This is a genomic window from Amycolatopsis sp. N2S4-7 (genome assembly GCF_058119595.1).
On the sequence record NZ_CP172299.1, the window covers coordinates 5,923,826 to 5,948,289 of the forward strand.

20 protein-coding genes and 2 tRNA genes are annotated in these 24,464 nt (G+C 71.4%); 9 read left to right on the forward strand and 13 right to left on the reverse strand.

Annotation, left to right across the window (positions count from 1 at the left end; all coding sequences use genetic code 11):
• Window positions 1-44: 44 nt before the first annotated feature.
• Complete coding sequence (locus ACH54P_RS27855) at window positions 45-464, forward strand: ATP-binding protein (protein WP_489906293.1); 420 nt, start codon at window positions 45-47, stop codon at window positions 462-464.
• Here the strand turns inward: ACH54P_RS27855 and ACH54P_RS27860 are convergent, their stop codons facing one another.
• Entirely contained in the window at window positions 465-956 is a 492-nt protein-coding gene (locus ACH54P_RS27860) for a MarR family winged helix-turn-helix transcriptional regulator (RefSeq protein WP_489906294.1), read from the reverse strand.
• 41 nt (window positions 957-997) lie between these two features.
• Between ACH54P_RS27860 and ACH54P_RS27865 the strand changes: the two genes are divergently transcribed.
• Window positions 998-1,975: an aldo/keto reductase gene (locus tag ACH54P_RS27865; protein ID WP_489906295.1), complete on the forward strand. Its 978-nt coding sequence runs from the start codon at window positions 998-1,000 to the stop codon at window positions 1,973-1,975.
• 18 nt (window positions 1,976-1,993) lie between these two features.
• Complete coding sequence (locus ACH54P_RS27870) at window positions 1,994-2,632, forward strand: nitroreductase family protein (RefSeq protein ID WP_489906296.1); 639 nt, start codon at window positions 1,994-1,996, stop codon at window positions 2,630-2,632.
• Between the two features lie 4 nt (window positions 2,633-2,636).
• Here the strand turns inward: ACH54P_RS27870 and ACH54P_RS27875 are convergent, their stop codons facing one another.
• The 3 genes from ACH54P_RS27875 to ACH54P_RS27885 all read right to left on the reverse strand — a co-directional run bounded on the left by ACH54P_RS27875 (window position 2,637) and on the right by ACH54P_RS27885 (window position 4,857).
• Window positions 2,637-3,380 (reverse strand): 3D domain-containing protein, encoded by a 744-nt coding sequence (locus ACH54P_RS27875; RefSeq protein WP_489906297.1) that lies wholly within the window; start codon window positions 3,378-3,380, stop codon window positions 2,637-2,639.
• Window positions 3,381-3,522: 142 nt separating this feature from the next.
• Window positions 3,523-4,161, reverse strand: a complete 639-nt coding sequence (locus ACH54P_RS27880) for an alpha/beta fold hydrolase (RefSeq protein WP_489906298.1) — start codon at window positions 4,159-4,161, stop codon at window positions 3,523-3,525.
• 9 nt (window positions 4,162-4,170) lie between these two features.
• Entirely contained in the window at window positions 4,171-4,857 is a 687-nt protein-coding gene (locus ACH54P_RS27885; RefSeq protein WP_489906299.1) for an HNH endonuclease family protein, read from the reverse strand.
• Window positions 4,858-5,033: 176 nt separating this feature from the next.
• On the opposite strand from ACH54P_RS27885, the gene ACH54P_RS27890 reads away from it, so the two are divergent.
• The 5 genes from ACH54P_RS27890 to ACH54P_RS27910 all read left to right on the forward strand — a co-directional run bounded on the left by ACH54P_RS27890 (window position 5,034) and on the right by ACH54P_RS27910 (window position 13,645).
• The gene (locus ACH54P_RS27890) at window positions 5,034-6,077 is read left to right on the forward strand and encodes an SEL1-like repeat protein (protein ID WP_489906300.1); all 1,044 of its coding nucleotides are present in this window, start codon (window positions 5,034-5,036) and stop codon (window positions 6,075-6,077) included.
• Window positions 6,078-6,136: 59 nt separating this feature from the next.
• Window positions 6,137-6,634, forward strand: a complete 498-nt coding sequence (locus tag ACH54P_RS27895; RefSeq protein ID WP_489906301.1) for a hydrogenase maturation protease — start codon at window positions 6,137-6,139, stop codon at window positions 6,632-6,634.
• A 121-nt stretch (window positions 6,635-6,755) separates the two neighbouring features.
• On the forward strand, window positions 6,756-8,666 hold the full coding sequence (locus ACH54P_RS27900) for an STAS domain-containing protein (RefSeq protein ID WP_489906302.1): 1,911 nt from the start codon (window positions 6,756-6,758) through the stop codon (window positions 8,664-8,666).
• Window positions 8,666-11,503, forward strand: coding sequence for an ATP-binding protein (locus ACH54P_RS27905; RefSeq protein WP_489906303.1), 2,838 nt, complete (start codon window positions 8,666-8,668; stop codon window positions 11,501-11,503). Before ACH54P_RS27900 ends, ACH54P_RS27905 begins: the two co-directional genes overlap by 1 nt.
• Window positions 11,504-11,506: 3 nt before the next feature.
• A complete protein-coding gene (locus ACH54P_RS27910) occupies window positions 11,507-13,645 on the forward strand; it encodes a hypothetical protein (protein ID WP_489906304.1) in 2,139 nt (712 codons plus the stop codon).
• Here ACH54P_RS27910 and ACH54P_RS27915 read toward each other — a convergent pair.
• Window positions 13,642-14,553, reverse strand: coding sequence for a LysR family transcriptional regulator (locus ACH54P_RS27915; protein WP_489906305.1), 912 nt, complete (start codon window positions 14,551-14,553; stop codon window positions 13,642-13,644). The two genes, ACH54P_RS27910 and ACH54P_RS27915, sit on opposite strands and share 4 nt — an antisense overlap.
• An 86-nt stretch (window positions 14,554-14,639) precedes the next feature.
• Here ACH54P_RS27915 and ACH54P_RS27920 point away from each other — a divergent pair, with 86 nt between their 5' ends.
• The gene (locus ACH54P_RS27920; RefSeq protein ID WP_489906306.1) at window positions 14,640-15,977 is read left to right on the forward strand and encodes an aspartate aminotransferase family protein; all 1,338 of its coding nucleotides are present in this window, start codon (window positions 14,640-14,642) and stop codon (window positions 15,975-15,977) included.
• Between the two features lie 60 nt (window positions 15,978-16,037).
• Here the strand turns inward: ACH54P_RS27920 and ACH54P_RS27925 are convergent, their stop codons facing one another.
• The 8 genes from ACH54P_RS27925 to ACH54P_RS27960 form a co-directional block, all read right to left on the reverse strand.
• The gene (locus ACH54P_RS27925; protein ID WP_489906307.1) at window positions 16,038-17,390 is read right to left on the reverse strand and encodes a cellulose binding domain-containing protein; all 1,353 of its coding nucleotides are present in this window, start codon (window positions 17,388-17,390) and stop codon (window positions 16,038-16,040) included.
• A complete protein-coding gene (locus ACH54P_RS27930) occupies window positions 17,387-19,009 on the reverse strand; it encodes a glycosyl hydrolase family 18 protein (protein ID WP_489906308.1) in 1,623 nt (540 codons plus the stop codon). Before ACH54P_RS27930 ends, ACH54P_RS27925 begins: the two co-directional genes overlap by 4 nt.
• A 262-nt stretch (window positions 19,010-19,271) precedes the next feature.
• The gene (locus tag ACH54P_RS27935; protein WP_489906309.1) at window positions 19,272-19,943 is read right to left on the reverse strand and encodes a hypothetical protein; all 672 of its coding nucleotides are present in this window, start codon (window positions 19,941-19,943) and stop codon (window positions 19,272-19,274) included.
• A gap of 65 nt (window positions 19,944-20,008) precedes the next feature.
• Window positions 20,009-20,311 carry a hypothetical protein gene (locus ACH54P_RS27940; RefSeq protein WP_489906310.1) on the reverse strand — a complete coding sequence of 101 codons (303 nt, stop codon included), beginning with the start codon at window positions 20,309-20,311 and terminating at the stop codon, window positions 20,009-20,011.
• A 143-nt stretch (window positions 20,312-20,454) separates the two neighbouring features.
• Window positions 20,455-20,528, reverse strand: a tRNA-Arg gene (locus ACH54P_RS27945).
• A gap of 46 nt (window positions 20,529-20,574) precedes the next feature.
• Window positions 20,575-20,664: transfer RNA gene (locus tag ACH54P_RS27950), tRNA-Ser, on the reverse strand.
• 65 nt (window positions 20,665-20,729) lie between these two features.
• A complete protein-coding gene (locus ACH54P_RS27955; protein WP_489906311.1) occupies window positions 20,730-22,445 on the reverse strand; it encodes a phosphatidylglycerol lysyltransferase domain-containing protein in 1,716 nt (571 codons plus the stop codon).
• Between the two features lie 37 nt (window positions 22,446-22,482).
• The gene (locus ACH54P_RS27960; protein ID WP_489906312.1) at window positions 22,483-24,462 is read right to left on the reverse strand and encodes an acetoacetate--CoA ligase; all 1,980 of its coding nucleotides are present in this window, start codon (window positions 24,460-24,462) and stop codon (window positions 22,483-22,485) included.
• Window positions 24,463-24,464: the final 2 nt, after the last annotated feature.

A 24,464-nucleotide genomic window follows, 5' to 3' on the forward strand; every position in this document is an offset into this window, starting at 1 on the left:
TGGGTACTTCGCGGACGGTACCGAACTCACTGGGAGGGGGCCGGATGACGACGTCGAGGATGCCGCAGCGGACGGCTGCGACAGCCGCGTCCCGCAGGGTGTTCCTCCCGGCCGACGTCACGGCCCCGGCCCTGGCCCGGCACGAGGTCGGCTCGGCGCTGGTGGGCCTCGGCCTGCACGAGCGCCAGCTGGACGACGTCATGCTGGCGACGTCGGAGCTGGTGACGAACGCCTTCGAGCACGGCGAGCGTCCTCAGCGGCTCGAGTTCGAGTACGCCGACGGACGGCTGACGCTGCGGGTCTACGACACCGGGCGGATGCTGCCCGAACTGCGGGCGCCTTCGCCCGCCGAAGCCCGCAGCCGCGGGCTCGTCCTGGTGCAGGCACTGTCGCTGGACTGGGGTTTCGAACGCTGCCCCGGTGGCAAGTTCGTCTGGGCCGTCTTCCGCATCCCCGGCGCCTGATCAGGGTTCCAGCAGCTCCCGCGCGGCCTCGGTCTCGGCGATCCGCTGCCGGAACGGCTTGCGCTCCAGCGCCTCGGCGATCGCGTCCAGCACCCCGCGCAACGGGTACGGCAGCTCGGCTTCCAGCGCCTCCGACGCCTCGGTCGTCGCCGTCCACTCCGCCTCGATCAGCGGCAGCAGGTCACGCGTCTTCGCGGTGAGCGACACGATCCGCTGCCGGGCGTCGGCGCCCGGTTCGAGCGCGACGAGCCCGGCCCGGTTCATCTGCGCGACGGTCTGGCTGGCCGCCGAGTGCGTCACGCCCATCTCCGCGGCGAGGTCGCGGATGGCCAGCGGGCCGCGCGCGAGCAGCGCCCGCACCACTCCCGAGTACCGCGGGCGGTAGTCGCCGAGGCCGATGTCGGCGAGGAACTGCGCGACGTCGCCCTCGAGGACCTCGAGGACGTGCCGCATCCGGGTCCCGAGCCCGTCCGGACCCGATGTCATGGCCATGACGGCCGATCATAGGCCGGGGCGTGTGCTTGGATCGCGGCATGGAGAACCGGAAGATCGCCCGCCTGGGCCGCGAGGTGTCCGTCGTCGGGCTCGGCTGCTGGCAGCTCGGGGCGGACTGGGGCGAGGTCGACGAGAACGACGCACTGGCCGTGCTCAACGCCGCCGCCGACGCCGGCGTCACCTTCTTCGACACCGCGGACGTCTACGGCGACGGCCGCAGCGAGCGGCTCGTCGGCCGGTTCCTGGCCGAACGCGGCGACGTCTTCGTGGCCACCAAGATGGGCCGCCGGGTCGAGCAGGTGCCGGAGAACTACGTCGCCGCGAACTTCCGCGAGTGGAACGACCGGTCGCGCCGCAACCTCGGCGTGGACACGCTCGACCTGGTCCAGCTGCACTGCCCGCCGACGCCGGTGTACTCCTCCGACGCGGTGTACGACGCCCTCGACGAGATGGTCGCCGAAGGCCGGATCAAGGCGTACGGCGTGAGCGTCGAGACCTGCGAAGAGGCGCTGACGGCGTTGGCGCGGCCGAACGTCGCTTCGGTGCAGATCATCCTGAACTGCCTGCGGCTCAAGCCGCTGGAGCGCGTGCTGCCCGCGGCCGCGGAGGCGGGCGCCGGGATCATCGCGCGGGTGCCGCTGGCGTCGGGCCTGCTGTCCGGCCGCTACACGGCGAACACGACGTTCGCCGAGAACGACCACCGCAACTACAACCGCCACGGCGAAGCCTTCGACGTCGGCGAGACGTTCTCCGGCGTCCCGTACGAGGTCGGGCTGGAGGCCGTCGAGCGGCTGCGCGGGGTCGTCCCGGCCGGCCGGACGCTCGCGCAGTTCGCCTTGCGGTGGATCATCGACCAGCCGGGCGTGAGCACCGTGATCCCGGGCGCGCGCAACGCCGGGCAGGCCGAGGCGAACACCGCCGCGGCCGCGCTCCCGCCGTTGTCCCCGGAGGCGCTGGCGGCGGTCCGCGAGACGTACGACGAGCTGATCCGGCCGCTGGTGCACGATCGCTGGTGAGCCCGGCATGATGGGCCGATGATGACGCCCGAAGAGCTCCTGACGACCACCAGGACCGTCCGCAAGCGGCTCGACCTGGACCGGCACGTGCCGCTCGACCTGGTGAAGCACTGCCTCCAGGTCGCGCTGCAGGCGCCGAGCGGCTCGAACACGCAGCGGTGGCAGTGGCTGGTCGTCACGGACGCGGACCAGCGGGCCGCGCTCGGGGCGATCTACAGCCGGGCGTGCCACGAGTACCTGGCGTCCCCGGGGGCGGCGGGCAAGCTGTTCGCGGACGACCCTTCGCGGGCGCAGGTGCAACAGCGGGTCGGCGACAGCGTCGCGTACCTGGCCGACCGGATGGGGGACGTCCCGGTGCTGGTGGTGCCGTGCCTCGAGACGCCGTCCGCCGAGCTGCCGCCGGGCAACCAGGCGGGGCTGTGGGCCTCGCTGCTGCCGGCGGTGTGGAGCTACATGCTGGCGGCGCGCTCGGTGACGCTGGGCACGGCGTGGACGACGCTGCACCTGAAGTACGAGCAGGAGGCGGCGGAGGTCCTGGGGCTGCCGAAGAACGTCCACCAGGCGGCCCTGATCCCGACGGCGTTCTACACGGGCGAGACGTTCAAGCCGGCGGCGCGGCAGCCGCTGGACGAGGTGGTGCACCTCGACCGCTGGTGACGCGCTAGCGCACCGTCAGCGTCAGCCCCTGGATGCCCCACGCGTCGGCCTGGGAGCCGGGTAGCCAGACGTCGACGATGTCGTCCTTGATCCAGCTGCCGATGTCCGCGGCGTAGCACTCGCCGTAGCCCGGGACCGAGAACCTGGTGCCCCACGGGATGATCCGGGCGTCGACCGCGCAGTAGCCCGGGCCCGCGCTGTAACCCAGCGCGGTCTGGGCGACGTCGTTGTAGGCCGTGACGCGGTAGTGCAGCGTGGTGCCCGCCGGGACGCGGTAGGCCGCCAGGTGGTTCGCGCCGTCGAGGCGGTAGGCGGTCGAGATCTGGCCGAGCGAGCCCGGCGAGTTGTCCTCGGCCGTCATCGCGTAGAGCTGGTAGTTCGCGTTCTGGCAGGGGCTCGCGTCGGTCACCGTGAGCGTCGGCTGGCCCCAGTCGCTGATCCACTGCAGGGCTTGGCCGTTGCGGAACGCGCGGTACGCCTTCGCGCCGGAGACCCGGGCGAAGGTGAAGGTGACCTTGCCGTCGGCGCCGAGCCCGCCGCTGACCGAGCCGGGCGCGGGCAGACGGCCGGAGACGTCGACGGCGCCGACGAGCGTCCCGGGTCCCTGGCCGCCGGTGACCGGCCGGTCCGGGATCGGCCCGGAGTAGAAGTGCTGGCAGGTGGGCAGGGCGGCCGCGGACGCTGAGGGAGCGACGAGCAGGCTGCCGGCGGCGAAGGCCGCCAGCGCGAGGACCCTGGCGAAGCGCATGACGGGAAACCTCCATGGCGGGGACCGGGGTGGAGGTGACGCAGGTGGGGAGGTGCGGGTTCACCGCTGGCCAAAAGGTAAATGGCCTGGACCAACGCGTCAATAGGTCTAGACCTTTAGGGCCCGGACGGCGTAGCCGCCGCTACAGGTAGCTCACCAGGCGGTCGGCGAGCTGAGCCGGATGGCTCAACGTGACGCAGTGCGGGCCGTCGATCTCGTCCGGCTCGATGCCCAGCCGGTCACGAGCCACCTTGCGCTGGAAGTCCGGGACGAAGAACCGGTCGTCGCGGCAGAGGAGGACGCGGGTCGGGACGTCCGGGTGGGCCGCCAGCGGCCACGGCTCGTCCCACTCCTTGCTCGCCTGCTCGCGCCCGTGGGCCTGACACTCCTCCGCCAGCTCGGGCGAGACGCCGTTGAAGAACTGCTCGGTTTCGCTCAGCCCGGCGGGCGAGGAGAAGCCGGTGTTGCCCCACCACTGCCCCGGCGCCTCACCGGGCGCCGGGATCATCCCCGCCAGGTACACCAGCAGCCGCGCCGGCAGCTTCGCCGCGACCAGCGACGCGGTGAACCCGCCGTACGAATGGCCGACGACGGCGACGTCCGTGCGCTCACCCAGCTCGGCCAGGACCGTTTCGGTGAACTCCGCCAACCCGGCGGACGGGTCGGTGATCGGCAGGTCCGGCGCGATCGCGTCGTGGCCGCGGGCGGCCAGCTCCCGCTCGAGCAGGTGGAAGTCCCAGCCGCTGCCGCCGCCGCCGTGGATCAGCGCGAATGTCGTCATGGCGGCAGCTCAGCAGCGGCGGAGCATGTCCGTCAAGGCCGTTTTCTCCCCCTGCGTGACGGTGAGGCCGTAGTAGTGCTTGACGATGATCCAGTCGGTCGCGTACGTGCACCAGAACGCCACGAGCGGCGGCTTCCACTGGTCCGGCGCCTTGTCGCTCTTCTGCTGGTTGACGTTGTCGGTGACGGCGAACAGCTGCGGCCGGGTCAGGTCGTTGGCGAACTGCTCGCGCTTCTCAGTCGTCCACGTCTTCGCGCCGCTCGCCCAGGCCTGCCCGAGCGGGACCATGTGGTCGATGTCGAGGTCGGTCGCCTTGGTCCACGTCTCGCCGTCGTAGATGCTCGTCCACGTCCCGGACGTCGCCTTGCAGTCCTTGTCGGTCTTGACGTCCTGGCCGTCGCGCTTGAGGACGACCTCGCGGGTGTCGCAGCCGGACCCCTGGCTGTCCCAGTGCGGGAACTTCTCGCGGGAATAGCCGTCCATGGAGGTCCGCGCGGCGATGGCGAGCTCGTCGAGCTGCTTCTGCGCGTCGGCCGCGCTGACCGGGACGGCGGCCGTCGGCGAGGCCGAGGTCGACGGCGGGGTCGCACCCGCGCCTCTGCTCGTCACCCAGTAGCCGAAGAGGGCGACCGCCAGGACGGCGACTACCAGCAGGATGCGGTGGGTGACGCTGAGCCGAAAACCGCGGGCCGCCAAGATTTCTCCTCTCACCTGCGCGTGGGCGCGGCGTAGTCTCACTCTGCCGGGGCGGGAAAACCGCGCCGACACGACGCGCTGGCGCGAATGTGACCTCGCCCACCCAAGACGCAGCTGTCACATCAAGCCGATCAACTGCGACTACCGGAGCAGGAACCATCCGGAGGGAGCAGCCGATGCCCGGTCGGCTCAAGAAGTTCGACGAGTTCTTCCAGCGCAAAGCCGCCGAGGGCGGCAACGTCGTCGCCATGGCCAGGATGGGATCGGCGATGCGAGAGCGCGGCGAGCTCGCCGAAGCCGAGTCGTGGTTCCGCAAGGCCGCCAACGGCGGCGACCGCCTCTCGATGACGTCCTTGGCGCGCCTGCTCGCCGACCGCGGCGCGCACGACGAGGCCGAGCGCTGGTACCACGAAGCGGCGCTGGCCGGCGAGCCGCACGGAATGCTGAACCTCGCCCGGTCGTACGAGCGGCGCGGCAAGCGCGAAGACGCCCAGCACTGGTACGGCGAGGCGGCCCGCACCGGCGACCTGCCCTCGATCGCGGCGCTCGGGCGCCTGCTCCGGGAGCAGGGCAAGGGCGAAGAGGCCGAGTCGTGGCTGCGGCAGGCCGCCGACGCCGGGGTCACCGGCGCGATGATCGACCTCGGCATCGTGCTCCGCGACCGCGGCCAGGCCGCGGAGGCCTCCCGCTGGTGGCGGGCCGCGGCGCAGGCGGGCGACCTCGCGGCCACCTGCCAGCTCGGCAGGCAGGCCGAACGCCTCGGCCGGCCGGGCGACGCCGAGTCCTGGTACCGCCAGGGCGCGAGCGGCGGCCACGCCGAGGCGATCGTGCGCCTCGGGCTGCTGCTGCACCGCCGTGGCGACGTCGAAGAGGCCGAGAGCTGGTACCTCGACGCCGCCGAGCGCGGCGACCCGGCCGCGATGACCAACCTCGGCGTGCTGGCCCGCAACCGCGGCGACGAGGGCGAAGCCGCCGCCTGGTACCGCAAGGCCGCCGAGCACGGCAGCGTCCCCGCGCTCACCAACCTGGGTCACCTCGCCGAGCACCGCGAGGACTTCGCCGGGGCCGAGCAGTGGTTCCGCCGGGCCGCCGAGACGGGAGACGTCCAGGGCATGCTCAGCCTGGCGCGCATGCTGCGGTCGCGGGGCGCCGCCCACGAGGCCGAGCTGTGGCTCGCCCGCGCGGAAAACGCCCAGGACGAGCGCGAGCACCAGCACTGACCTATTGTGTGATCCACTTCACAGTTCTAGCCTGAGAGCGCATCCCTGGAGGTCGCGCAATGAGGCCACGAGTCCTGGTCGCGGGTATCGGCAACATCTTCCTCGGCGATGACGGCTTCGGCGTCGAAGTGATCCAGGAGCTGGAGCAGGCCGATCTGCCGCCGTGGGTGCAGATCGCGGACTACGGCATCGCCGGCACGCACCTCGCCTACGACCTCCTGGGCGGCTACGACACGACGATCCTGCTCGACGCGACCCCGCACGGCAGGCCGCCCGGCACGCTCACCCTCGTCGAGGCGGACACCGAGGACCTGGCCGCGGCGCCGTCGATCGACGCGCACGGTATGCCGCGCGACGCGGTGTTCCGCCTGCTGCGGCTGCTCGGCGGCGACGCCGGCCGGGTGCTGCTCGTCTGCTGCGAACCGGCGCACGTCGGCGGCGGCATCGGGCTGTCGCCGGAGGTCGAGGCCGCCGTGCCGGCCGCCGTCCGCGCCGTCACCGAACTCGCGTGGGGCACCAGCCCGCGGCTGCCGGTCAAGGAGAAGACCGAAGTCTGACGCCTGTCATCTCCCGGTCACTGTCCGAATGTGGACGATCGGGGGAACTCTGTCACTTCCCAGGCCCCCTTCAGGCACAATCATCCGGCAACCGGGCGAACGGCGGACTCCGGAGGGGCCAGTGCAGGGGCGGGACGTTGCGGTCGGCGGCACGACCGAAATGTGGGAGCGGCTGTTCGGCGCGCGGGAAAACTGGGGGTGGGAGTTCACCCCGCCGGCGCCGGTCACGGTGAGCCCGGAGGCCGCGCACCCGCCGGTCGCCGAGCAGGTGTACGCGCCGTACGACTACCAGCTGCGCGAGAAGCGCAGCAAGCGCGCCTGGCTGGGCCTGCTCGGCTGGCTCGCGCTCACCTTCGTGCTGGTGGTGATGGTCGGGAGCATGGCCGAGACCGTCTCCTCGAAGATCCCGGCGGTCGCCGAGGTGACCACGACCGTCGTGCTCGCCATCGGCGTGCTGCTCGCCCTCATCCACTTCTTCCGGACGCGGCGGCGGTTCACCGTCATGAAGCGGACGTACAAGACGCAGTACGACCACGCGCTCGAGACGTACAAGCACGCGCACTTCGCCTGGGAACAGCGCGTCGCCGAGCACGACCGGCGGGAGCGCAACCGGGTGAACTCCGCGATGCTCTGGCAGCCGGTCAAGCTGTCGTCGCGGCCGAACCGGGTCGACGTCTTCGGCGGGACCGAGGACGGCTGGGCGAGCCTGCTCACCACCAGCGGCACGGCCCAGCTGGCCGGCGGCGCGTCGATCATGCTGCTGGACCTGACGGACATGGCCCTCGGCGACGACCTGGTGACCGCCGCGGCCGGCAAGGGCTACGAAGTCGCGGTGCACGAGCTGCCCCGCGACCTCGGCGCGTTCGGCCTGCTCGCCGACCTCGACGCGCACGAGCTGGCCGAGGTGCTCGCCGAGGCGATGCACAACCTGAACCGGACCGCGATGGGCGCCGACCTGCGCGGCCTGCACGCGGACCTGCTCACCACGGTCGCCGAACGACTGACCGGGCCGGTCACCTTCACGAAGCTGGTCGCCGGGCTGCAGGTGCTGCGCCGGGTCTACGACGCGGGCTCCGACGAAACGCTGTCGGCGGACGAGCTGCGGAAGCTCAACTCCTACGTCGACACCGTCGGCAACACCGAGCAGGTCCGCAACGAGCTGATCGCCCTCGAAGGCGAGATCCGCGGGCTGGCCAGGGCCGAGCACACCGAAGCCGCCCCGACCGGGTTCCGCGCGAGCTGGCCGGCGCGCGGCCTGTCCGTCGTCGCGACCCGGACCAAGATCGGCAGGCACAAGCGGTTCCTCGACCACGTCGTGTTCCACCGCGCGCTGCAGGAGTTGCACTCGCGCGACACGACGGGCCGGGAGGTGCTGATCGTCGCCGGCGCCGACCAGATCGGGCTCGAAGCCCTCGAGGCGATGGCCCAGCAGGCCCGGCGGTCGGGGGTCCGGCTGGTCTTCCTGCTCCGGCACCTGCGGGACGACCTGCGGAAGCTGCTCGGCGGCGCGGGCAGCGTCAGCCTGCTGATGCAGCTGGGCAACGCCGACGAGGCGGCGGCCGCGGCGGAGTTCATCGGCCGCGGCTTCAAGTTCGTGCTCTCGCAGCTGACCGAAGAGATGGGCAAGACGTTCACGCACGGCACGTCGTCCAGCGAAGGCGGTTCCGTCGGCTCGTCGCGCAGCAAGGGCTACAGCTTCGGCAGCACCAGCAGTTTCAACAGCGGCAGCGGGGGCAGCGGCGGCTCGTGGTCGTCCGGCTCGACGTCGAGCCGGACCTCCAGCACCACGACGTCGCGCGAGCAGAACTGGCAGGACACGGTCAACCAGTCCGAAGCCGCGTCGCGCAGCGAAGGCCAGACCATGGCGCGCGTGTACGAGTTCCAGGTGGAGCCGACCGCGCTGCAGTCCCTCGCGCCGACGGCGTTCGTGCTGGTCGAGGCCGGCCCGGGCGGGCGTCGCGTGGTCATGGGTGACTGCAACCCCGGCATCGTCCTGCTCGACCGGGTCGCCCGCGACGCGCTGCCCCGCTGATGTCCGTCCTCGACGGCTTCGGCTTCCACCGCCTGCTGTCCGTGCCCCGCGGTGACGACCTGGCCACGGGGGCCGACCGGCCCGACGAAACCGGCGGCCGCGCCCCGGCGCAGCTGTTCGCGGCGCTGACCGCGGCCCACGCCGACCTGCGCTACCGCGGCCCGGACGCGGCGTTCGCCGTCGCCTGGGAACGCCCGGGCGGGGCGCGGCCCCTGCGCGTGCTGGTCGGCGGGCGGCCGCACTCCCCGGTCGCGCGGCCGGGCGACGGGCCGGTGCCGATCCTCTACCCGCCCGGCGCGCTCGGCTCCCCCGTGTCCTCGGCGGAGCTCGCGGACCGCTGGGCGGCCCTGCCCGCGTGGACGCGCTGCGCGGGCGGTCCCGATCCACTGTGGACACCGCAGGCCGACGGGAACCCGCCGGGGCGCGGCGGCTTCGACGACTACGTCGCCCACCTGCCCGGCGAGTTCGTCTGGCTCGTCGTCGCGGAGCCGCTGAGCGCCGACGCCGTCGAGCGGGAGCTCCTCGGCCTCGAGACGACGATCCCGCGGCTGCGGCAGCGGGAGAACTCCGAGCCGGACCGGATCGCGCTGCTGCGGGCGGAGGGCCGGTACCGGGAGCTGTCCCGGGCGCAGTCCGCGGGGCTGTGGACGGTGCACGTCCTGGTCGGCGGCCCGGACGAGCCGGGCACCCGCGCGGCGGCCGCGTTGCTCTGCAGCGCCAGCGACCTCGACGCGCTGCCGTACGTGCTGACGCCCGGCACCGACTGCGGCTCCTTCGAAACGGTGTGGGACAAGCCGGCCTCCGGCACGCTGACCTCGCCGTTCTCGGCGACCGGCGAGTTCGTCGCCGCGGTCGCGCGCCCGCCGCGGCGCGAACTGCCGGGCATCCGGATGACCGAGCCGCCGCTGTTCGACGTCACCCCGGAGAACACCGGCGAGATCCCGCTCGGCGCCGTCCTCGACGACGCCGACCAGCCGGTCGGCGAGTTCCGCGTCGCGCTCGACACGCTCAACCGGCACACGTTCGTCGCGGGCGCCACCGGCTCGGGCAAGTCGCAGACCGTCCGCCACCTGCTGGAGGGCCTGCACGGCGCGGGCGTCCCGTGGCTGGTCATCGAACCGGCGAAGGCCGAGTACGCGGCGATGGCGGGCCGGCTCGGCCCGTCCGGCGGGGTCACGGTGATCCGGCCGGGTGACCCCGACGCGTACCCGGCCGGGCTGAACCCCCTGGAGCCGGCGGCGGGCTTCCCGCTGCAGACGCACCTCGACCTGACGCGCGCGCTGTTCATGGCCGCGTTCGACGCCGACGAGCCGTTCCCGCAGGTGCTCGCGCAGGCGCTGACCCGCTGCTACACCGAGCGGGGCTGGGACCCGGTGACCGGCGAGGTGCGCGGGCGCGTCGGGCCGGTGAAGTACCCGAGCCTCGGCGACCTGCAGACCACGGCGATCGAGGTGGTCAAGGGCATCGGCTACGGCAAGGAGGTCGCCGACAACGTCCGCGGCTTCGTCGACGTCCGCATCGGCTCCCTGCGGCTCGGCACCCCGGGCCGCTTCTTCGAAGGCGGCCACCCGCTGGACGTCGCGGCGCTGCTGCGCGGCAACGTCGTGCTGGAGATCGAGGACATCGGCTCGGACATGGACAAGGCGTTCTTCATCGGCGCCGTGCTGATCCGGCTGTTCGAGCACCTGCGCGTCCACCACGTCACCGGCGGTTCCGGCCTCAAGCACGTGCTCGTGCTGGAGGAGGCGCACCGGCTGCTCAAGCGGGCGGAGCCGGGCAGCCCGACCGAGCACGCCGTCGAGCTGTTCACGTCGCTGCTGGCGGAGATCCGGGCGTACGGCGAAGGGATCGTCGTCGCGGAGCAGATCCCGGGCAAGATCGTCCCGGACGTCGTGAAGAACACGGCGTGCAAGATCCTCCACCGGCTCCCGGCGGAGGACGACCGGCTCGCGGTCGGCGCGACGATGAACCTGAGCGAAGCCCAGTCCCGCCACGTGGTCACGCTGCCACCGGGCCGCGCGGCGGTGTTCACCGACGGCATGGACCGCCCCCTGCGCCTGGCCATGCCGCTCGGCGAGTCCACTGAGGACGCTTCGCTGGTGTCGAAGACACCGGTCCTGGCTTCGCGGCGCAGTGTCGCTTGTGGACAGTTGTGTGCGGAGCGGCCGTGTTCGCTGCGCGAGCTGGGCACGGCCGTGTACCGCGCGGACGAGGACCCGCGGCTGGTGCTCTGGCTCGAGTTGCTGACGGTCGCGCACATCACGGGCCGTCGTGCTCCGGATCCCTCCCCGGACTGGATCGCTTCGCTGCACGCGCGTTACGACGCGCGCACGCTGGAATGCGCGGTGGCGCACCGCATCCAGACGGCGGTGGACGCCCGGTACACGGGCATCACGGTGTACAACGCGGCGGACGAGTTCGTCGAGCACCTGGTGTCGAGCGCCCAGCGGACGCTGGCGGGCGCGCCGTCCGGTTGCGACGGCACGGAGTACCGCTGGCAGGCCGGCCGGTACCGCTGGTTCGACGTCCAGCAGGCGTTGAAGGCGGACGAACCGGACACCGGCCCGCACCCGTCGACGGCCTCCTGGGCGGCGCGGGGTCTGACGCTCGAGGGCGCGACCCGGGCGGAGCAGCTGGCCGCGCTGCGCCGTCGTCCGGAGCAGTGGCAGGACGACGATCCGACGGTCCTGGGCACGGTGGCGCCGACCTTGGTCCTGACGGCATTGGCCCGGCTGAGCAACGCGAAGACGGAAGCCGCCCGCCTCACGGCGGCGGCGAAGTTCCTGAACCTTTCCTTCCGGGCGGACCGGGTGCTCCGCCTGAAGACCGAAAGCTGAGCGATGAGCGAGACCAGCGACAGTGGGTCGGAGGCCCCCGAGCCACCGCCGGAGCCGGCGGACACGGGCGGGGACCGCCCGGACGGCCCGGTGGAGGACGAACCGGACTCGTCGGAGGCTCCCGACTCGGGCGAGGACGCTCCGAACACCTCGGAAGTGCCCGACGACGCCCCGGACGACGAGCCCGAACCGGCCGAAGAGGGCGCGGACGAGGCCGCCGACGACCCACCGGACGACGAGCCGGACCCGGCCGAAGACACCCCGGACGACGAGCCGGATCGCCCCGAAGACGACCGGGCCGAAGAGCCCGAGGACCCGGCGGACGACGCACCCGAGGACCCCGATCGGCCTGAGGACGACGGAGCCACCGAAGAGGCCGAGCGCCCCGAAGACGACACGGCGGCCGACGAGGCTGACCAGCCCGAAGACGACACGGCCGCCGACGAGACCGACCCACCCGAAGACGACGCAGCTACCGACCAGGCCGAAGACGACACGGCTACCGAAGAGGCCGAGCAGGCCGAAGACGACACAGCCACCGACGAAGCCGACCCACCCGAAGACGACACGGCCACCGACGAAGCCGACCAGGCCGAAGACGACACAGCCACCGACGAAGCCGACCCACCCGAAGACGACACGGCCACCGACGAAGCCGACCAGGCCGAAGACGACACAGCCACCGACGAAGCCGACCCACCCGAAGACGACACGGCCACCGACGAAGCCGACCAGGCCGAAGACGACACAGCCACCGAAGACGCTGAGCAGGCCGAAGACGACACAGCAGCCGAAGGCGCCGAAGACGCTGAGCGACGCGAAGACGACACCGCAGCCGACGAAGCCGATCAAGCCGAAGACGACGCGGCCGCCGAAGAGGCCGAAGACGCTGAGCGACGCGAAGACGACGCGGCCGCCGAAGGCGCCGACGACACCGAGCGTCGCGAGGAAGACACGGCAGCCGACCAGCCCGAAGACGACACAGCCACCGAAGACGCTGAGCGCCGCGAAGAGGACACCGACCGTCCCGAAGAAGATGCTGCGTCGGATGATCCCGCCGATCCCGGGGACGATCCGGATCCTTCCGAAGAGACCCGGCCGGATCAGGCGGAGGAAGGTCCGAACAACCCCGACGATTTCGAGCGCGAGCGGGAGCTCACCCTGCCCGGCCCGATGTGGGACGGCCCGTCGGGCTCCTCCGGCACCGCATCGCGGACCGAGTCGCGGACCGAACAGCCGGTCATGACCGTCGAGCAGACATCGGCCGGGCCGGACGAATCGCGGGAACCGAGCCGTGAGGTGGCCCCACGGGACACCAGCTCCCGCGAAGTCGCCCAGCAGGACACCAGCCCCCGCGAGGTGGCCGAGCAGGACCCCAGCTCCCGCGAAGTCGCCGAACGAGACCCCGGCTCCCGCGAAGTCGCGAACCAGGATCCGGACAGCGATCCCCGCAACTACGAAGCCGTCTGGGACCGCGAAAACGGGCGGATGGAGCTCCAGCAAAAGGACCGGGGCGACGCTCCGGCCACCCCGCGCGAGCACGAAGCCGGCGACACCACCGGCGGCGCGTGGCAGCAGGCCTTCTCCCCCGAAGGCGACCACGCGGCGTCGTACGACGAAACAGACGGCTGGACCGTCTCGGAACAACCTCAGCCCGAAGCGGACGACACCCCCGAGGGCCCCCGCGAGGAGACCGGCGAAGAGCGCAAGACCGAACGGGCCGACGACATCGAGCCCGAAGAGACCGCGGCCAAGAAGTCCGCGGAAGACGCCGGTGACCTGGGTGAGACCTTGACGAGCCTGGGCGAAGGCGCGGAAGCGGTCACCGAGAAGCACGACGAGACGCACACCGTCACCGGGCAGCAGCACGAGCGCATCGACCCGGTCGCGCCGGAAGCCCCCGGCTCCATGGCCGAACCGATCGGCTCGCTCGTCGCCACCGGGGTCGCGCTCGCCGCGGCGATCAAGCAGAAGCTGTCCGAACGCGGCGGGAAATCGGAGGCCGGATCAGCGGCGTCCGAGACCCCCAGCGAGGGCGACGAGCCGAACGAGCCCGAGAAACCCGACGACGATCCCGGGCAAGAGACGCCGCCGGACGGGACGGCCCCGCAGAAGAACGGGAAGAAGGGACGCAAGGACTAGGGCGTCCCCGCCCACTCCGTCAAGGCCGGGAGGTCCGGCGGCTGCCGCAGGGCGTCGAGGACGACGTTCACCCCCGCGCGCAGCGGTGTCCCCCGCCGCACGACCGCCGCGATCGTGCGGCTCACCGGGGTGGCCAGCTCGCGCGTCGCCACGTGGTACCGCCGGTCGACCGCCAGGCCCGGGAGCAGCGCGATCGACAGCCCGGCCTCGACGTGCTGCAGCGTCATCAGGTAGTTGCTGAACCGGCACACCACCCGCGGCTCGAACCCCGATTCGCGGCACAGCCGCAGCGTCAGGTTCGCCATGTACGACTGCGGCATGTCCAGCGCCCACGGCGCGTCCGCGTAGGCCGACAGCACCGCCGGACCCCGCGGGGCGTCGCCGGACGAAACCAGCACGATCGGGTCCGTCGCCAGCGGGACGATGTCGAGGTCGGGGCCCAGCGGCAGCTCGACGAAGTCGGTCGTCGTGATGATCACGTCGGCGTCGCCGCCGCGCAGGGCCGGGATGCTCTCGTGGGGTTCCAGCTCCAGCAGCTGGACGTCCAGGTGCGGGTACGCGGCCGCGAGCCGGGTCACCGCCGGCACCGCCAGCGTGTGGATCGCGCTCTGGAACGCGCCGAGCCGCACCAGGCCGACCGGCTCTTCGCCGAGGCTGCGCAGCTCCGCCTCGACCGTGTCCATGTGGTCGAGGATCGCCCGCGCCCGCCGCGCCAGCATCAGCCCCGCGGGCGTCAGCCGGACCCGGCGGCCGGTGCGTTCCAGCAGCTGGGTGCGGGTTTCCGCTTCGAGCACGGCCAGCTGCTGCGACACGCTCGACGCGCTCAGGTTGGCGTCCTGCGCGACCGCGCGGACCGTGCCCAGAGTGTCGAGCCGGCTCAGCAGCCGCAGGCGCCACGGGTTCAGCATCCCGCCATTGTTGTCCGGCAAAACCGAACAAGAAAGCCGGAATTGTGAGATGGACGTGTCGCTCGGCGCGGCCTTACCGTCGACGCATGGCTGCTCCCACCTCCGCCCCGCTGACCACCGCCGACTCGTTCTGGGCCGACGCCGACCGGCACCTCGTCCGCTACGCCGGCGCCGGTGAGTTCACCCGCGAAATCATCGACCGCGCCGAAGGCAGCTTCGTCTTCACCGAGGACGGCCGCCGGATCCTCGACTTCACCTCGGGCCAGATGAGCGCGATCCTCGGGCACTCGCACCCGGAGATCGTCGACACCGTCCGGCGGCAGGCCGCGAAGCTCGACCACCTGTTCAGCGGCATGCTGAGCCGCCCGGTGGTCGACCTCGCGCGGCGCCTCGCCGAGACGCTCCCGGCGCCGCTGGAGAAGGCGCTGCTGCTGACCACCGGTGCGGAGTCCAACGAGGCCGCCCTCCGGATGGCCAAGCTCGTCACCGGCAAGCACGAGATCGTCTCGTTCGCCCGGTCGTGGCACGGCATGACACAGGCCGCGGCGAGCGCCACCTACAGCGCCGGCCGCAAGGGCTACGGCCCGGCCGCGCCGGGCAACTTCGCCATCCCGGCGCCCAACTCCTACCGCCCGGACTTCACCGACGCCGACGGTCACCTCGACTGGCGCCGTCAGCTCGACTTCTCCTTCGACCTGATCGACGCGCAGTCGGTCGGGAGCCTGGCCGCGTGCCTGGTCGAGCCGATCCTCAGCTCCGGCGGCATCATCGAACCGCCGCCCGGCTACTTCGCCGCGCTGGCCGGGAAGTGCCGTGAACGCGGCATGCTGCTGATCCTCGACGAGGCGCAGACCGGGCTGTGCCGCACCGGCAACTGGTACGCGTTCGAGCGCGACGGCGTCGTCCCCGACATCCTGACGCTGTCCAAGACCCTCGGCGCTGGCCTGCCGCTGGCCGCGGTGCTGACCAGCGCCGAAATCGAGCAGGAGGCGCACGAGCGTGGGTTCCTGTTCTTCACCACGCACGTCGCCGACCCGCTGCCCGCGGCGGTCGGCAACACCGTCCTCGACGTGCTGCACCGCGACCGGCTCGACGAGCGCGCGCTCCAGCTCGGCGGCCTGCTCCGCCACGGCCTCCAGGACATCGCCCACCGGCACGAGGTCGTCGGCGACATCCGGGGCCGCGGCCTGCTCGCCGGCCTGGAGCTGGTCGTGGACCGCGAGACGAAGCGCAGCTCGGACGAGTTGGGCGCGCGGGTCACGCGGCGCTGCCTCGAGCTGGGCCTGCACATGAACATCGTGCAGCTGCCGGGCATGGGCGGGGTGTTCCGGATCGCGCCGCCGCTGACGGCGTCCGAAGAGGAGATCGCGCTGGGTCTGTCCATTCTGGACGAAGCCATCGGCGACGCCGTCAAGACGCTCTGAACACGGAGAAGGCCTCCTTGCCGGCCCGGGGAGCCGGCAAGGAGGCCTTCGGTCACCGCGTCAGAAGCCCGCGGTCACCTTCGTGAAGTCCCAGTCGTTCTGGGCGATGCCGCTGCACGCCGACTGGACGCCGCCGCCGGGACAGCCGCGGTCGCGGTTGACCGACCAGAACGCCAGGCGGGCGATCTTGTTCGTCTTGGCCCAGTTGGTGATCTGGGTCCACGTCGACAGATCCGTCAGCTCCTGCTGGTCGGACAGCCCGTTCATGCCCGAGATGCCCAGGTGCGCGTACGCCGTGGCGTCGCTCCAGCCGAACGTCGACTTGAGCTTGTCCCGCAGGCCGTTCGCCGCGCTGACCGTGCTGTTGTACATGTTCGCGCCGCCGCCGAAGTCGAACGGCATGATCGTGAACACGTCCACGTTCGCGCCGAGCGCCTTCGACTGGTCGATGAGCCGGTTGCCGTAGTAGTTCGGGCCGGTCGTCGACGTGCCGAACGTCAGGATGGTCTGCACGCCCGGGTTGTTCTGCTTGACGATCTTCAGCGCGTTCAGGATGCGGTCCTGCACGGCCTCGTTCTCGAACTCGTCGGAGTTCTCGATGTCGATGTCGATCGCCTTCAGCCCGTACGCGTTGATCACCTGCTGGTAGGCGCCCGCCAGCGCAGCCGCCGTCGAGCAGTTCGGGCCGAGCTTGGTGCCGCTCCAGCCGCCGAACGACGGGACGACCTGGCCGCCCGCCGCCTTGATCTGCGCGATCGCGTTCGCGTCGGCACTGCCCGACAGCGGACGGCTGCTGTCCCACGCCGGGTTGCAGCCACCGGAGGCGTTGATGAACGCCATGGTGAACCACTTGATCCCGGTCGCGCTCATCACCGTCTGCGGGTTCGGCGGGCTGCCCCAGCCCATGTACAGGTAGGGCGCGCCCCGGCCACCCGCCGGCGGGGGCGTGGTGGTCGTCGGCGGGGTGGTCGTCGTAGGCGGCGGTGTGGTCGTCGTGGGGGGCGTGCCCCCGGCGGAGCACGAACCCCCGTTCAGCTTGCAGTTCGACGGTGCGACGTAGGAACCGGAGTACGCCACGTTGAAGCCGAAGCTCGCGCTACCGCCGTTGGCGACGTTGCCGTTCCACGTGTTCTTCACCGTGACGTGCTGGCCGGACGCGGTGTAGCTGCCGTCCCACAGCGACGAGATCTTCGCGCCGCTCGGCAGGTCGAACTCGACGGTCCAGGTGGCGAGCGTCGAGCCGGAACCGTTGGCGATCGTGTACTTGCCCTCGTACCCGGTGCCCCAGTCGGAGCCCTTGGAGAAGGTCGCGGACACGCCGCCCGCCGCGCTCGCCGGAGCGATCACGAACATCGCGCCGATCGTGGCGGCCGCGGCCGCCAGCCCGAGTGCGGGCAACCACCGGCGCCTCATGACAGGCCGTTCTTCATCGCGGTGATGAGCTCGCCGCCCGTGGTGTCGCCGGTCAGCTCCCAGAAGAAGGCGCCGCCGAGACCCTGCTGCTTGGCGTAGGACATCTTCCCGCCGATGGTCGACGGGGTGTCGTAGCTCCACCAGTTGCTGCCGCACTTGGCGTACGCGGTGCCGGCGATCGTGCCGGTCGAGGGGCAGGTGTTCTTGAGGACCTTGTAGTCCTCGATGCCCGCCTCGTACGTGCCCGGCGCGGCGCCGGTCGCGGTGCCACCCGGCGTGCTCTGCGTGACGCCGGTCCAGCCGCGGCCGTAGAAGCCGATGCCCAGCAGCAGCTTGCTCGACGGGACGCCCTTGCTCTTGAGCTTCTGGATCGCGGCGTCGGAGTAGAAGCCGGCGGTCGGGATGCCCGAGTAGGACGTCAGCGGCGAGTGCGGGGCCGTCGGGCCCTGCGCGGCCCACGCGCCGAAGTAGTCGTAGGACATCACGTTGTACCAGTCGAGGTACTGCGCGGCGCCGCCGTAGTCGGCGACGTCGAGCTTGCCGCCGCTGCTGCCGTCCGCCGTGATGGCCGAGGTGATCAGGAACGACGAACCGAACTTCGCCCGCAGCGCGCCCATCAGGTTCTTGTAGGCCGCCGACCCGCTGGTGTCACAGGAGAGACCGCACGCGTTGGGGTATTCCCAGTCGATGTCGATGCCGTCCCAGATGTCCGCCCAGCGCGGGTCCTTGAGCAGGTTGTAGCAGGACTGCGCGAACGCGGCGGCGTTCTGCGAGGCCTGGCCGAAGCCGCCCGAGTACGTCCAGCCGCCGAACGACCAGATCACCTTCAGGCCGGGGTGCATCTTCTTCAGCTTGCGCAGCTGGTTGAAGTTGCCCGCCACCGGCTGATCCCAGGTGTCGGCGACGCCGTCGACACTGCCCGCGGCGTCGTAGGTCTTCTGGTAGTCGGCGTACGGGTCGTCGTTCGCCGTGCACTGGCCGTTCGTGACGTTGCCGAACGCGTAGTTGATGTGGGTCAGCTTGCTCGCCGAACCCGACGTCTCGATGTTCTTGACGTGGTAGTTGCGGCCGTAGACGCCCCACTGGACGAAGTAGCCGACGTTCTTCAGGCCACCGGTCTGCGGCGGCGTGGTGGTCGTCGGTGGGGTGGTCGGCGTCGTCGGGGTGGTGGTCGGCTGCGTCGGGGTGGTCGGCGTGGTGGTCGGGGTGCCACCGCCGGCGTCGCAGGAACCGCCGTTCAGCTTGCAGTTCGACGGCGCGGCGTAGGTGCCGGAGTAGGCGACGTTGAAGCCGAAGCTGGCGCTACCACCGTTGCCGACGTTGCCGTTCCAGGTGTTCTTGACGGTGACGTGCTGGCCGGACGCGGTGTAGCTGCCGTCCCAGAGGGACGAGATCTTCGCGCCGGACGGGAGGTCGAACTCGACCGTCCAGCTCGGCAGCGTCGAGCCGGAGCCGTTGTTGATCGTGTACTTGCCTTCGTAGCCGGTGCTCCAGTCGGAGCCCTTCGTGAAGCTGGCGCTGACCCCGCCGGCGGCGCTGGCCGGCACGGTCACGAGGCCGACCGCGATCGCACCGACCGCGGTGAACAGACCGAGGAGGTGCCATCTCTTTCTCGACATTTCTCTCCTAACCCTGGGACTGCGTCGTTCCGGGTACGGCGGACAGAAACACCCCCGATGGGGACCAGGGCGGTGTTTTGCGCCGTTTGAGAAGACGGTACGTGGTCCAGACCAATTATGGAAGGACCACCACGGAGAGTGCCGAGCGGCGCCCGAACAGCCGAAATGCGTGATCGGCGTTGCCGGTGAACTGGTCCAGTCCAGTTACGTAAAGCAGCCGAGCCCGACGCGGGGGTCGGACTCGGCTGCGGGTGGGGCCGGGTCAGCGCTGAGGAGGCTGGCTCCAGCCGGGGTGCTGCTGCAGCGCCTGCGGGTGGCTCTGCTGCGGCTGGGACTGCCCGGCGGCCGCCTGCGGATGGCTCTGCTGCGGCTGGGACTGCCCGGCCGTCGCCTGCGGGTGGCCCTGCGGCTGCCCGGCGGGCTGCTGCTGCGGGTATCCCTGCGACGGCTGGGGCGCGACCGGCTGGTACCCCTGCTGCGGGTAGCCCTGCGGCTGGTTCCACGCGGCCTGCTGCGGCTGCCCAGGGACCTGCGGGTACGGCTGCCCGGGGACCTGCTGAGGCTGGAACTGCTGCCCGGGGACCTGCTGAGGCTGGAACTGCTGCCCCGGCACCTGCTGCTGCCCCGCGGCGGCACTCTCGACGGGATTCTTCCGGCGCCGGATCCCGGTCACGAGGCTCTTGGTCCCGAAGACGATCATGAGTGCCCCGACGCCCATCACGACCCAGTTCGAGAACTGGTCGGACGCGCGCTGCTGGTCGACCGTCTTGCGGCCGGTCTCGGACCCCGTGGTCGAGGTGCTCACGCACTCGTCGCCGGAGGACATGATCCGGCCGCCGCAGCGGACCGTCGAGTCGCCCATCTTGCTGATCCCGCCCAGGATCACGATGGCGCCGAACAGCACGACCAAGCTGGACACGATGATGCGTTTCATTCCCCGGGGTTCCCTCTCGTGAAAACGGCTTGCACCGCCTTGCACGCGCGAACGGCCGGCCGGGGTTAGCCGACGACGAACAACGGCACGAAAAGGGCGGCCGCGCCGAACGCGAGCAGGATCAGCCCCGTGACCAAGGCGTCGGCGACGTTCGTGGCCCGGCGCACCAGCACGATCGCGAGGACCGCGAAGAGGATCGCCGACGCGGGGATCAGCGAGACCCAGGACAGGGTGCGGCCGCCCGAGCAGCCGACGAAGCCGTCGTCGGTGCACACCGCCTGCAGGATCCACGGAATCGCGCCGTACACCGTGGACACGGCGATGAGCAGGGCGCCGAGCACGTAGATCGCCACCCTGGCCGCGGTCACCGGAGACTTCTCCCCCACACCGGCTTGTCGGCGACGAGGGGCCGCGCGTTTCAGCCGGACCGGCGAGAAGGCTTTTCGTTCGAAACAGCGAGAAGCCCCCCTGCAAGCAGGAGGGCTTCTCGTATTGCTGTCTCAACCAGACGTGCGCCCGAAGGGATTCGAACCCCTGACCTTCTGATCCGTAGTCAGATGCTCTATCCAGCTGAGCTACGGGCGCGTGTTCAGTTGTTCTCTAACCTAGCATCCGGCGAACCGGGTGCCAGCGGAGGCTCCGGGATTTGAACCCGGGAGGGGGGGTTACCCCCAACCGCATTAGCAGTGCGGCGCCATAGACCAGACTAGGCGAAGCCTCCTGGGCCCAACGACCACTGCTCAGATAGGTTACACACCCCCCGAGCCCCCTCCGACAGCACCCCCCTCACGCCCGGCGCAGCAGACGGAGCAGGCGCGGGGAGCGTCCGCCGAGGCCTTCGGCCTCGAACGTCGCGATGCCGACCCGCGGGAGTTCGCGCACGCCCGGGTACACGAGGTACCGCGGGACCCAGCGCGGCTGGAACTTCGCGTTGAACCGGTACAGCGTCTCGATCTGGATCCACCGCGAGAAGAAGTGCAGCACCTTCGCCGCCGTCTTGGCGACCGGGCCGGCGCCGATGCGGCTGCCCTGTTCCATCAACGCCCTGAACGCCGCGAAGTTCAGGGACACCTGTGAGACGCCGTGGCGGCGGGCCGCCAGGAGGAGTTCCGAGATCATCAGCTCGTTGACGCCGTTGTCGGCCGTGCGGTCGCGGCGCATGACGTCCAGCGAAAGGCCCGCCGAGCCCCACGGGACGAACTGCAGCACCCCGCGGACGCGGCCGCCCTGCTCGGCCGTCACCAGCACCGAGCCCGGGTCGCCCATGCGGCCCAGCGCCATCGAAAAACCACGTTCGGTGTCCGTGCCGCGCCAGTTCGCGGCCAGGGTCTCCAGCTCGGCCAGTTCACCGGGGCGCAGGTCCTCGGTCCGGCGCACCAGCACCTTGTAGCCCGCGCGCTTCGTCCGGGACGCGGCCTGGCGGACACCGCGCATCACGCGGCCGTCCAGGGTGAAGCCGTCGACGTCGACGACGGCTTCGTCGCCGATCTCCAGCACCTCCAGGCCGAACCGGGCCCAGACCGTCGCGCCGAGTTCGGAGACGCCCATCGCCGCCGGGACCCAGCCGTTGCGCCGGCAGACCTCCAGGTACTCCTCGATCGCGCCCGGCCACGCCTCGTGGTCGCCCAGCGGGTCGGCCGAGCACAGCGCCACCCCGGCGATCACGCGATAGGTGACGGCGGCCTTGCCCGTTTTCGAGAACACGACGAACTTGTCCCGCCGCAGCGCGAAGTAGCCGAGCGAGTCCCGCTCGCCGTGCTCGTCCAGGAGCCGGCGCAGGCGGTCGACCTCCTCGTCGCTCAGCCGCGGCGCCGGCTCGGCCGAGCGCAGCAGGAAGTACGCCGACACCAGGACCGCGGCGAGGCCGAACAGCAGCCCGACGGCCGCGGTGAGGTCCTCCAGCCACATCTCCCGGAACACGGCCGGCCCGCTGACGCCGACCAGCGCGAGCGCGGACTCGGCGAGCCGGTCCGGGAAGCTCAGCGGCGCCAGCACCGTGCGCGAGGCGACCGACAACAGGATGACGTTGATCACGAACCCGGCCAGCGCCAGCTGCACGAACACGCGGATCGCGCGCCAGCGCCCGACCACCGGGTCCGGCTTCGCGACGAAGTACCGCCGGTTCGCGATCAGGCCCACCAGCAGCACCACCGACACCAGGCCGGCGCCGAAGACGTGCTTGAGCCCGATGTGCGACACCGTGAGCAGCACCGTCGCGCCGATCGCCAGCTGCCAGGCCCGGCGCTTGCGGCGCCGCAGCCCGGCGGCCAGCAGCACCAGCAGCACGCCGGTGACCAACGCCACGGTCGCCGCCGCGACCGTCGCCTCCTGCGGCAGCTCCAGCCACTCGGACAGGTGCCCGCGCAGGTTTCGGCGCCCGGCCGGCACCAGGACCGAAACCAGTGTCATCAACCCGGCGAGCCGGGTCACCCAGGTGATCACCCCGACCGTGGTGGCCCCCGCCACCTGCCAGGTGATCTGCGCGCGTGTCCCCGTCACCACCCGTGCAACCCGTCACGGACGATCATGCTTCCCCCGTCTACCCCCTGGCGAGCTCCACGAACGGCGTCAGCGCCGCCGGGTTGGCCAGCGCGTCGCGGCTGACGGCCCGGTCGGGAGCCACACCGGCGAGGATCTTCTTCACCGGTACCTCACACTTCTTACCGTTCAAGGTACGAGGTATCTCCCCCACCACGACGAACCGATCGGGTACATGGCGCGGCGACAGGGCGCTGCGGAGCTCCTTCCGCAGCGCCGGCTCGACGTCTTCGAGCCGGACGCCGTCCGCGAGCACGACGAAGCAGATGAGCTGACCGTCCTCGTTCCCCGCCGCTGAGGTGTCCACGACCAGCGAGTCGGCGATCTCGTCGTAGCCCTCGACGACCCGGTAGAACTCCGCGGTGCCCATCCGGACGCCGCCGCGGTTGAGCGTCGAGTCGCTGCGGCCGTAGATCACCGCCGAGCCGCGGTTCGTGACGCGGATCCAGTCGCCGTGGCGCCACAGCCCGGGGTACATCTCGAAGTACGCCTCGCGCAGCCGCGAGCCGTCGGGGTCGTTCCAGAAGAACACCGGCATCGACGGCATCGGCTTCGTGATCACCAGCTCGCCGACCTGCTCGACGACGGCGTTGCCGGCCTCGTCGAACGCGTTGACCGCGGCACCGAGCGCCGGGCAGGACAGCTCGCCCAGCCACACCGGGACGTCCGGGGCCGAGGCGACGAAGGCCGCGCACAGGTCGGTGCCGCCGGAGACCGAGCAGATCTGCACGCTCTTCCCGACCTCGTTGACGATCCACCGGAAGCCTTCGACGCTCAGCGGAGCGCCGGTGGAGCCCAGCGCGCGCAACCCCGTCAGGTCGTAGCGCTCGGCGGGCTTGATGCCCGCCTTGAGGCAGCTCTGGATGAACGGCGCCGACGTGCCGAAGTAGGTGACGCGGTGCTGCTCGGCCAGGTGCCAGAGCGCGTTCAGGTCCGGGTACCCGGGACTGCCGTCGTAGAGGACGATCGTGGTGCCGACCAGCAGACCGGAGATGAGGAAGTTCCACATCATCCAGCCGGTGGTGCTGAACCAGAAGAACCGGTCGCCGGGCCCGAGGTCGGTCTGCAGCGCCAGGGCCTTGAGGTGTTCCAGCGTGATGCCGCCGTGGCCGTGCACGATGCCCTTGGGCAGGCCGGTGGTGCCCGACGAGTAGAGCACCCACAGCGGGTGCGCGAACTCGACCGGCTCGAACAGCAGCGGCGCGCCCTCGTGCTTCGCGAGCAGCTCGGCCCAGTCGAGCGTGCCCTCCATCCGGCCTTCGCCGACGTATTCGACGAGGACGGTCGCGGCCAGCGACGGCAGCTTCGCCCGCAGGTCGGCGACCGTCGTCCGGATGTCGAACCGGCGGCCGTTGTACGCGTAGGCGTTGACCGCGAAGAACAGCTTCGGCTCGATCTGCACGAAGCGGTCCGCGACCGCGCGGACGCCGAAGTCCGGCGAGCACGACGACCAGACCGCGCCGATGCTCGCCGCGGCGAGGAAGGCGACCAGCGTCTGCGGGCAGTTCGGCGCCAGCGCGACGACGCGGTCGCCCTTGCCGACGCCCAGCTCGAGGAACGCGGCGCGGGCCGCGGCGACCTGCGCGCGCAGGTCGCCGTACGTCAGGCGGTCCGCGAAGCCGTCTTCACGGTGGAAGATCACCGCCGTCTCGTCGTCTCCCTTCGCGGCGCCCGCGACGCCGGGGGTGAGCGCGTGCTCGGCGTAGTTCAGCGTGCTGCCCTCGAACCAGACGGCGTTCGGCATCGCGCCGGTGAGCACTTCGCCCGGCTGTTCGTGCCAGCGGACGCCGAGGAAGTCCGCGACCGCCGCCCAGAAGTCCGGGCCGCGCTCGATCGAGAACTCCCAGAGCGAGCGGTAGTCGTCCACCTCGACGCCGCGCTCGGCGCGCAGCCACTGGCGGAAGGCTTCGATCTTGGTGTCGGCAACGTGGCTCGGCTCAGGGCGCCAGAGCACTTCGGGGGCGTCGGCGGTGTGCGTCACGT

Excerpts from the sequence above, each read along its gene's own strand:
- ACH54P_RS27895 (WP_489906301.1), top strand. The coding sequence starts at position 6,137 with ATGAGGCCACGAGTCCTGGTCGCGGGTATCGGCAACATCTTCCTCGGC.
- ACH54P_RS27860 (WP_489906294.1), bottom strand. The coding sequence starts at position 956 with ATGGCCATGACATCGGGTCCGGACGGGCTCGGGACCCGGATGCGGCAC.
- ACH54P_RS27910 (WP_489906304.1), top strand. The coding sequence starts at position 11,507 with ATGAGCGAGACCAGCGACAGTGGGTCGGAGGCCCCCGAGCCACCGCCG.
- ACH54P_RS27915 (WP_489906305.1), bottom strand. The coding sequence starts at position 14,553 with ATGCTGAACCCGTGGCGCCTGCGGCTGCTGAGCCGGCTCGACACTCTG.
- ACH54P_RS27880 (WP_489906298.1), bottom strand. The coding sequence starts at position 4,161 with ATGACGACATTCGCGCTGATCCACGGCGGCGGCGGCAGCGGCTGGGAC.
- ACH54P_RS27925 (WP_489906307.1), bottom strand. The coding sequence starts at position 17,390 with ATGAGGCGCCGGTGGTTGCCCGCACTCGGGCTGGCGGCCGCGGCCGCC.
- ACH54P_RS27870 (WP_489906296.1), top strand. The coding sequence starts at position 1,994 with ATGATGACGCCCGAAGAGCTCCTGACGACCACCAGGACCGTCCGCAAG.
- ACH54P_RS27920 (WP_489906306.1), top strand. The coding sequence starts at position 14,640 with ATGGCTGCTCCCACCTCCGCCCCGCTGACCACCGCCGACTCGTTCTGG.
- ACH54P_RS27930 (WP_489906308.1), bottom strand. The coding sequence starts at position 19,009 with ATGTCGAGAAAGAGATGGCACCTCCTCGGTCTGTTCACCGCGGTCGGT.
- ACH54P_RS27865 (WP_489906295.1), top strand. The coding sequence starts at position 998 with ATGGAGAACCGGAAGATCGCCCGCCTGGGCCGCGAGGTGTCCGTCGTC.
- ACH54P_RS27905 (WP_489906303.1), top strand. The coding sequence starts at position 8,666 with ATGTCCGTCCTCGACGGCTTCGGCTTCCACCGCCTGCTGTCCGTGCCC.
- ACH54P_RS27935 (WP_489906309.1), bottom strand. The coding sequence starts at position 19,943 with ATGAAACGCATCATCGTGTCCAGCTTGGTCGTGCTGTTCGGCGCCATC.
- ACH54P_RS27890 (WP_489906300.1), top strand. The coding sequence starts at position 5,034 with ATGCCCGGTCGGCTCAAGAAGTTCGACGAGTTCTTCCAGCGCAAAGCC.
- ACH54P_RS27875 (WP_489906297.1), bottom strand. The coding sequence starts at position 3,380 with ATGCGCTTCGCCAGGGTCCTCGCGCTGGCGGCCTTCGCCGCCGGCAGC.
- ACH54P_RS27855 (WP_489906293.1), top strand. The coding sequence starts at position 45 with ATGACGACGTCGAGGATGCCGCAGCGGACGGCTGCGACAGCCGCGTCC.